The 8,418-nt window shown below is 72.2% G+C and carries 6 protein-coding genes and 1 pseudogene; 3 read left to right on the top strand and 4 right to left on the bottom strand.

Annotation, left to right across the window (positions count from 1 at the left end):
• Nucleotides 1-1,259 (top strand): annotated as a pseudogene (locus ACIG5E_RS34470) (hypothetical protein); the annotation flags it as partial.
• A 158-nt stretch (nucleotides 1,260-1,417) separates the two neighbouring features.
• On the opposite strand, the gene ACIG5E_RS34465 reads toward ACIG5E_RS34470, so the two are convergent.
• The 4 genes from ACIG5E_RS34465 to ACIG5E_RS34450 form a co-directional block, all read right to left on the bottom strand.
• Nucleotides 1,418-2,158 (bottom strand): hypothetical protein, encoded by a 741-nt coding sequence (locus ACIG5E_RS34465; RefSeq protein WP_396540334.1) that lies wholly within the window; start codon nucleotides 2,156-2,158, stop codon nucleotides 1,418-1,420.
• A gap of 57 nt (nucleotides 2,159-2,215) precedes the next feature.
• Nucleotides 2,216-2,683, bottom strand: coding sequence for a hypothetical protein (locus ACIG5E_RS34460; RefSeq protein WP_396540332.1), 468 nt, complete (start codon nucleotides 2,681-2,683; stop codon nucleotides 2,216-2,218).
• Nucleotides 2,684-2,736: 53 nt separating this feature from the next.
• The gene (locus tag ACIG5E_RS34455; protein WP_396540330.1) at nucleotides 2,737-3,267 is read right to left on the bottom strand and encodes a hypothetical protein; all 531 of its coding nucleotides are present in this window, start codon (nucleotides 3,265-3,267) and stop codon (nucleotides 2,737-2,739) included.
• 100 nt (nucleotides 3,268-3,367) lie between these two features.
• The gene (locus ACIG5E_RS34450) at nucleotides 3,368-3,871 is read right to left on the bottom strand and encodes a hypothetical protein (RefSeq protein ID WP_396540328.1); all 504 of its coding nucleotides are present in this window, start codon (nucleotides 3,869-3,871) and stop codon (nucleotides 3,368-3,370) included.
• Between the two features lie 375 nt (nucleotides 3,872-4,246).
• Between ACIG5E_RS34450 and ACIG5E_RS34445 the strand changes: the two genes are divergently transcribed.
• The gene (locus tag ACIG5E_RS34445) at nucleotides 4,247-4,618 is read left to right on the top strand and encodes a hypothetical protein (RefSeq protein WP_396540326.1); all 372 of its coding nucleotides are present in this window, start codon (nucleotides 4,247-4,249) and stop codon (nucleotides 4,616-4,618) included.
• A 101-nt stretch (nucleotides 4,619-4,719) separates the two neighbouring features.
• On the top strand, nucleotides 4,720-8,418 hold a 3,699-nt coding region (gene mobF / locus ACIG5E_RS34440), incomplete at its 3' end, for a MobF family relaxase (RefSeq protein WP_396540325.1).

Genomic DNA, 8,418 nt, shown 5'->3' with positions numbered 1-8,418 from the left:
AGGCGCGGGAGGCGGCCGAGGCTGCGGCGGCGGCTCAGCGGGTGGCCGAGGGCCGGCAGCGCGAGGCCGAGGCCGGGCGGGCCGAGGCCGAGCGGCTGCGGGTCCTGGCCGAGCAGGACCGGGACGAGGCCAAGGTGGCCGCGGCCGCCGCGGCGGCGGACGCCAGCACGGCCCGGCAGGCCGAAGCGGTGGCCGTCGAGCTCCGCCGGCTCGCCGACGTGCGGGCCGAGGCCACCGAGAAGAAGGCCGAGCAGCAAGTGGCCGCCGCCGAGCGGCAGGTGGCCGAGGCGAAGGCCGAGGCCGAGGACTACCGGCGCCAGGCTGTCGACGCCACCGCCGCCGCCGAGCGCGCCCAGCAGAGGCAGCACGAGGCCGAAGCCGAGAAGAACACCGCCGTGGAGAAGGCCGAGCAGGCGCGGGAGGCGGCCGAGGCTGCGGCGGCGGCTCAGCGGGTGGCCGAGGGCCGGCAGCGCGAGGCCGAGGCCGGGCGGGCCGAGGCCGAGCGGCTGCGGGTCCTGGCCGAGCAGGACCGGGACGAGGCCAAGGTGGCCGCGGCCGCCGCGGCGGCGGACGCCAGCACGGCCCGGCAGGCCGAAGCGGTGGCCGTCGAGCTCCGCCGGCTCGCCGAGGAGCGGGCGACCGCGGCCGGGCAGAAGGCCGAGCAACTGGTGGCGCTCGCCGAGCGGAAGCAGAAGGCGGCCGAACGCGAGAGGGACGAGCTCGCCGCCCAGGTTGCCGTCCAGGCGCAGGCCCTGGCCGCCGCCGAGCAGCGCGCCGCCGAAGCGGCACAGGCCAGTGCGTCGACCGCCGCGGCCGCCGACGTGGAGCCGGCCGATCAGCCGGACAGCCCGAAGGCGTCCGCCGTGCCGGCGCACCCAGCCGGGGCCGAGGCCGAGGCCGAGCTGTTGGCCGCCGCAGAGCCGTTCTTGCGCGGCGCCGAGCCGGGCTTGTCAAAGCAGGCTACCGAGCGGCTGCAGGAGCTCCGGCGGGCGATCGAGGCGGGCAAGCCGGACGAGGTGAGGCAGGCCCGTGGGTCGGTCGGCTCGCTGCGGGTCAACGCGATGAAACTGCCCGACACCGAGGCCGGGCACCGGTTGCGCCAGGCACTGGAGACCTACACCGGCGAGTCGAAGCCGGCGGAGCCCCGCAAGCCGGCGAAGGCGCCGAAGGACGGGGGGCTGCCGCCCATCGGGCCAGTGATCGAGCTTGTGCCCGGACAGGACCCGCTGCCGGGAGAAGCATCCGACGCCAGCAGCTGAACTGTTGGGGAGGCTGCGGGGTCGGCGACCCGGCGGGGTCTAACGGTTGCCACCGGCCCCCCAGCGGCCAAGGAGAGGGCCGACCACCGCACCGTGCGGTGGCCGGCCCCTTTCGTCACGGGCGTGGATCTAACGGAAGCTGACGGCCCGTGCGGCCGTCAGCCGCCGTACATCGAGTGGCAGAGCTGCACCAAGTTCGGGGGCAACTGCCCGGCCTGTTGGGCGGCGGTGCACAGCCCGCCCGAGCCGCCGCCCGGCAGCGGCACCACCGGGGCGCCGACGGGCGGCGCCGGGGCCGGTTGTGCGGGCGCCGCTGCCGGCGGCCGGGCGGCGCTCGCGGACGGACGGGTGGGCCGCCCGGCCGGAGGCCGCTTGGACGAGCTGCCCGGTGTCGAGGGCACCGCCTCCGCGTCCGGCTCGCTCACGTCGCCGTCGACGGCCACCGGGTCGGCTGTAGGGGGCACGGCCGGGGTCGAAGGCACTGGCACAGCGGTGACCGTCGAGGCCGGGGTGGCGGCTGGGGTGGCCGACGGCCGGGCGGCCGACGCCGGGGCGACCGTCAGGGGTTGCCACTGGCCCGCCACCGGCTGCAGCACCGGCGCGTCCGGCCGGTTGAGCTCGCCTGCCTCGGCGGCCACCAGGAGCACCAGGGGGAGGGCCAGTACGGGGGCGAAGGAGAGGAGGCCGGCCCGCCGTCGAATCGGCCCGGCCACGGCCGGTGTCCAAGGCCCCGCCAGCGCTGCTGTAGGAGTCGGCGAACCGGCCGGTCGAGGTGGCGTCGGCACCCCCACCGGAACCGTGCCGAACGGAGCGGCGGCGGGGGCGGCGGCGCCCGCCGCGGTGCCGACGGGAGCGCCACCGAAGATCGGGGCGGGGACGGTGGTCTGGTCGCTGTTCACGGATGCCTCACTGGTGGTGCGGACGGGCCGTTAGAGGCCCTGCAGAATCGGGCGGATCTACTCCGCCGGTATCCGCCGGCCGACGTCCACCAGCAGCTCGCCGGGGACGCCGTCGCGCAGCCACTCCGTGCACACGGTGCCGTAGGCCAGCAGGGGGTCTCTGTGCTCCCACATCAGGCGTGACGCGACGTCGGCCCGCACCGGCAGCCCGAGGTAGGCCAGGCCAGGCCGATCCCATGTCGGATCGAGCACAATGCCGTCCTGCCCGCCACACCAGGCGTGTTCGAGCGCGTAGAGGCCGGTCCAGGTCACGCCCTCCACGTAGGCGAGGCCGTCCGGGGAGTCCGAGGCCCACAGGACGGACTCCACGTAGCAGGCGCCGGGCTCGCCCGGTGGCGGTCCCCCGCCCGGCCAGGGCCGGGGGGTGAAGAGCCGGCCGATGTCGAGCAGGAGCGCCAGGGCGTTGACGTACCGGTAGCCGGGCCGCGCGGGCACCAGCGAGGTGGAGGTGATCAGGTCGTCCACCAGGAGCCGTTCGGCATCCGTTAGACGGGCGGGGGTCGCCACGCTTCTCCCTTTCAGAACAGCCGGCCTTGGGTCGCGTGTGGGTCGCCGTGGGCGATGACGTCGGCCAGGATTTCCGCCAGCCGGTCGGGGTCGGTGGTGCCCTCGGCGACGGCGGACAGCATCGCCGTCCGGATGGCGAGCGACTGCTGATGCTGGCCGCGCAGATCGGCGCGGCCGAGTCGGGAGCCGTTGCTGATTCGGTCCCGGCCTGCAGCCATCAGGAGGTTGGCCGATTGGGTACCGGACGCGAGGTGCTGGACCCCGGGTTCGTACCGGACACATAGCGGAGTATCACACTCGTGGAGAATGACGTGAGTGGCAAGGATCGGCCCGTTGTACGCCTCCCATATGAAGCGGGAGACACGCACGGTTGGCGACCGCCGGCCGTGCAGTTGGTTCGCCGGATCGTGGAACATCCCGTAGCCGTCCGACACGGCACCAACCCAGATCCAGCAGCCGGCCGTCCGGACCACCTTGGCGACGAACCGGCGCCACGTCTCGGGGTCCGTGTAGGGCGGGCGCTGCCACGGCTCCAGGCTCATGCGCAACCCTTGGACTGACGGCCATTGGGCACGCCGCGGCCGGGGCCGGTCCGCACCCAGGCGGAGCGACCCCGGCCGCGGATCAGCCGGCCGTCCACGCTCAGCTAACGGATGCTGCCGACTGGTCGGCAGCGGCCACCGGGCCGGTGGAGACCTGACCGGGAACGCTCGCCCCGCCCGCCCCGTTGTTGTCGTCCGGGGTGGCCGCCGTGGACGAGTCGTCGGAGTTGCCGGAGGGCTCGCTGCCGTGGCGCCGGGAGGCACCGCTGGACAGCTTGGCCTCGGCCTTGGTCTGCAGTTCTTCGTGCAGCCCCTTGACCCGCTTGGCGGGCACAACCTTGACGGCCCGCTCCACCTCAGCGAGCGGAAGGCCGGTCAGCTCTGCCGCGACCTTCGCGGAGCCGTAGACCTTGGCGGCCAGCGCCAGCGCTTCGTCTGCCGCATCCTGCGCGAGGTTGAGCGCCGCGGCCGCATCGGTGGCCGCCTTATGGGTGCTCACCACCAGGACGTCCAGCGTGTCCTTGACGCGAGTCTCTAGGGCTTCCTGTGCGCGCCGACGGCGGCGCATCTCAGCGACCGTCAGCGGTTCGTTTTTGTCTGCCATGGGCCGATGGTAGCCCGGCACGCCGCCGTCCGGGGCGGAACATTCCGCACCGCGGTATCGAAGTCCCGGGAGTCGGCGCCAGCGCTCCCCGGTGACTGACCTTGACGAGGTAGCAGGCCTGACGGTTCGACGAACTGGACCACCCACCGTTTCTAACGGTTCCTGTCGGCAGAGTGCACCTCTGTTCTCGACCCGTCACTACCACGCGCCTACGGCACGTTGCCGCCCTCCCCCGGCACCCACCCATGGGTGCTCCGCCCCCACACCCCCGAAACCACCGAAAAGGACAAGATCATCTACAGTGCTAAGGTATCGTCACTTTGTGACGATACGCTTCGCTAACTGATCTTGGATCAGGAAGGGGACCACAGAGCGATGGTTGCGAGGACGATTGAGGGCGTTCTGACGCCCGAGGTGATCCGCGAATGCGCCGATCCGGCTAGGGCCGAGGAGGTGGCCGCCGAGCTGATCAGCGGTGCTTCCGGCGGCGCCGAAGGCGCGCCCTGGCAGTCGAGCGGGCGTGCGCTTCTCTCACGTTATCTGCTTGCCGCCGGTCGGTCCGGCACCGATGTCAGCACGATGGTTCGGTGGGTCGAGGACCCTGCCGACCCGGCACCACTCCAGGTGCTGAGCGAGCAGGCCGAGAGCCTGCCCGAGGGATGGATTCGGCTGGGCACCGAGCTGCCGGACGACGTGCAGGCGTCGACCCGGTTCATGGTTCTCTCCGTCCTGACTGGCACGAGCTGACCGGACGTGCTGGACGCCATGGCTGTTGACGAGGGGGTGGCCGCCGTTGCTGTGCGGCCGCTCCCCCGTCGCCATGGCAGTGAGGGCGGGCGGTGGTCGCCGTGGCGTGGGTGACCGCGTTCGGTGCCGACGCTGACGGCGCCAAGGTGGAGTATCGGCTGACTGGTCGGCATGGGTGCGCGACCGCGGACGCTTCGCTGGTGGCAGCAGGCCCGGCTGTCGAGGCGATCCGGGCGCACGCGCAGGCCCTCGGGGTGGACCCGGCCGAGCTGTTCAGCAGCGATCGGCAGCGCCAGATCTGGGGCCGGGTCTCCAACCAGGCCGACGTCCGCGGGGACTCCTACCGGATCAAGGCAAGCACCGCTCAGGGGCTGCTGACGGCCGCGAAGGCCGGCGAAGCGACGGCCGTCTACGGCGAGGAGTACCGGGCCGCTGCCGAGGCCGAGGCCGACCCCCGGATTGCCTACCGGATGGATATCAACGAACGCCCGCTGATGTGGATCGGCAGCGGGTTGCGTGAGTTCGGGATCACCCCCGGCAGCGAGCTGACGAGCGAGCAGTTCGACATGGCGCGAGCCATGATGAAGGGCATCAACCCAGTGACCGGCGAGCGGTTGGTGGAGCCCAAAATGGCCGTGGCTTCCAGTGGGAAGCTGGCCGCGCGGCCGCTGGTCGAGGCGATCCAGCGTGTTGCCGCAGAACGCGGAGTCGAGCCGCAGGACTTGTTCACCAGCGCCCGCAAGCGGGACACGTACGGCCGGATGGAACGGGGTGTCCAGCGCCTCGGAGACGCCCACCGCGTTCGCCTCGGAGACGTCGCCAAGCTCGCCGATGCGCTCAGAATCGACACCATCGAGCTGTACGGCCAGGCCGCCATGGAGAAGGCCCTGCAGAACGAGAATGAACGTGTCCAGGTAGGCAACCAGGGCTTTGACTTGACGATCACCCTGCCCAAGGCTTACTCGATTGTGTTGGCCTTCGCGGACGGGCAGTTCGCCGCCGAGCTGGAGGAGGTTTTCACCGCTTCCCTGACCGAGGCCGTCACCGCCGCCGAAGAGTGGACCGCCTACGGAATGCGCGGTCACCACGGTGACGGAGAGAGCGGCGAGCGCGTGCGGACGTCTGGGCTCATGGGGTGGGTGAACTTCCATCGCGGCGCCCGCCCCGTGGGCGATGCCCCCTACGGTGACCCCCACCTGCACGGCCACGTCACCCTCGCCAACATGGGCCGCGGTGAAGACGGCCAGTGGGGCACGATCGGCGCCGGTGGCCGCGACCTGTACCGGCACGCGCATGCGATCGACAGCCTGATGCAGGCCCGAGTCCGGGCCGTCACGAACGAGCGGTGGGGCATCGAGTGGCACCGCAACCCGGACACCGACGTGTGGCAGATCACCGGTATCCCGGACGAGACCGTGCGCCTGTTCTCCAAGCGCAGTGCCGAGGTACGCGAGCTGTTCGCGGCCCTTGGAATCCCCTTCGAGGAGACCACCACCGAGCAGCAGAAGGCCGCGGCCGCCGCCGTCGCCGGGCGCAAGGACGAGGCTGCGGTGTCCGCCTCGGACGAGACTCTGCGCGCCTACTGGCAGGCCGAGGCTGAGGCCGCCGGGCACGACCCGGCCGCGATCCTTGGCGCCGTCCTGGCCCCGCCCACGCCGCCGTCGGCCGAGGCTGAGCCCGCGCGACTTCCCCGCGACGCGTTCGACGTCGACGGCATCGCCCGGTGGGTGTTCCGCACAGATGAGGGACTGACCAGCCATAGGAAGGATTTCACCCGCGCGGAGGCCTTGTCAGCCATCGCTGACGCCATCCCGACCGGTGTGCAGAGCCTGGCCCAGGTCGAGGAGCTGACGGACCGCGTACTGGCGCACCGAGGCCTGGCGATCAGGCTGGACGATCGTCTGCCGGGCCACCTCAGCAACACCGCGCGCTATACCACCGCCGACATTGTGGCCGCCGAACGGACGATCCTCGCGCAGGCCCGCGGCCGCTTCAACAGCGGCACCGCCGTGGTGGACGAACCCACGCTGCAGATGGCCGTCTCCACCTACCAGGCCATCCAGCAGGCCGACAAGCCGGGGTTTGTGCTGTCTGCCGAACAGCTCGCCGTGCTGCGGCGCATCCTGGTCGACGGGCACGGCGTGGACGCCGTGGTGGGCGTCGCCGGCGCCGGTAAGACGACCATCATGGAGGTGGCGAGGCTCGCGTGGGAGGCTCAGGGCCGCGTGGTCTTGGGCGCGTCCACGGCAGCGGTGGCGGCCGCCAACCTGCGGGCCGAAGCCGGCATCCAATCCAGCACCCTGGCGCTGCTGCTGCAGCGCATCCGGCAGAGCGGTGGCACCCGCGGACTGGTCGGCGTGGACGTGCTGGTGTTGGACGAAGCGGCCATGATCGATGACCGCCAGCTCGCCGAACTTCTCGTCCACGCGAACGCCACCGGCACAAAAATTGTCGGCATCGGCGACCCGCTGCAGCTGCAGTCCCCCGGCGTCGGCGGCGCCTTCGCTGCGGTGCACCAGGTGGTTGGCGGGCACACTCTTGCCACCAACTACCGGCAGCGCGACACCATCGAGCGGGCCGCGCTGCAGATGTGGCGCGACGGCGAGCGGCGCGAGGCTCTGCGCGCCTACGCCGACCGCGGCCGGATCGTCGTCACCGACACCCGCAGCGAGGCCATGGCGGCCATGCTGGTGTCCTGGCAGCAGATCAGGAACCCCGGCGACGCGGTACACGACCAGATCGCAAGCACTTTGATGCTGGCCGCCACGAACGCCGCCGTGGACGAGCTCAACGTGGCCGCGCGCGCGATCCGGCGCGAGCTTGGCGAGCTCACCGGCCCGGACGTCGAGTACCGGTTGGCCGGCGGCGGCACGCTCGCCCTGACCACCGGCGACATTGTGATGATCCGCAGCAACGACTACCGCGCGTGGAGGGGCGGAGACGCCGCCGACGTCCTGAACGGCTACCGCGGCGTGGTGGTCGAGGTCGACAGCCAGCGGCGCGTGCTGGTCGAGTGGAGAGAGAAGGTCGACGGCGGCGGCCACCGCCATGTCCGCGAGTGGTTGGAGCCCGAGTACATCGCAGGCGGAGGCCTCTCCCACGGTCTCGCCATGACCGTGCACAAGGCCCAGGGACTCACCGTCAGCGATGCTCTGGTGTACGGGCCGGGCCTGGCAGCGAACGGCGCCTACACCGCTTTGTCCCGTGACCGGGTGTCCGTCCGGCTGTTCCTTCCGCGCGCCGACATGGAGGACGAAGAGACCCGGCTCACCCTTGGCGACCCGGCGTCGGACGCCGAGGCGATGGACCGTGCGGTGGCCGCGTTCGCCACCCAGCTGGACGCCAACGACGGCCAAGAGTCGCTGATCATCACGGAGCTTGGCGAGACGCTGGAACCGCTCATCCAGCCGCCCACAACCCCGGCAGAGTCGACGCCCGCGGCCGCCACCGGGCCGGTGCCGGCAGCGCGTCAGCCGATGCCCACCGGGCCGGTGCCCGCTGCCACGCCAGCGGCTCCGCCGATGTTCGCCGAGGCCGTGCGCGACGTCCTGACCGAGCACGCGGTAGACGCGGACGCGGTGCTGGCGCACCCGGCGTACGCGGCACTGGACGAGGCCCTGGCGGACGCTGCCGCGGCCGGACTGGACCCGGCCGCGGTGCTGGACCGCGCGGTGTCCGCCCGCTCCCTGACAGACGCGGAACAGCTTCCCGTGGTGCTCGCATGGCGCGTGGACCGCATCGTGGAAGCCGAGCGAGAAGCCGCCACACTGGCCGCCGTCCGCGCCGCCGACGAGCAGGCC

This window comes from Kitasatospora sp. NPDC053057 (assembly GCF_044546945.1).
GTDB lineage: Bacteria > Actinomycetota > Actinomycetes > Streptomycetales > Streptomycetaceae > Kitasatospora.
The sequence above is the reverse complement of the archived record's forward strand: the minus strand, read 5'-3'. Positions and strand labels throughout refer to the sequence as shown.

What these genes read in the sequence shown, in the direction of transcription:
- ACIG5E_RS34455 (WP_396540330.1), bottom strand. Translation starts at nt 3,267, where the DNA reads ATGAGCCTGGAGCCGTGGCAGCGCCCGCCCTACACGGACCCCGAGACG.
- ACIG5E_RS34450 (WP_396540328.1), bottom strand. Translation starts at nt 3,871, where the DNA reads ATGGCAGACAAAAACGAACCGCTGACGGTCGCTGAGATGCGCCGCCGT.
- ACIG5E_RS34445 (WP_396540326.1), top strand. Translation starts at nt 4,247, where the DNA reads ATGGTTGCGAGGACGATTGAGGGCGTTCTGACGCCCGAGGTGATCCGC.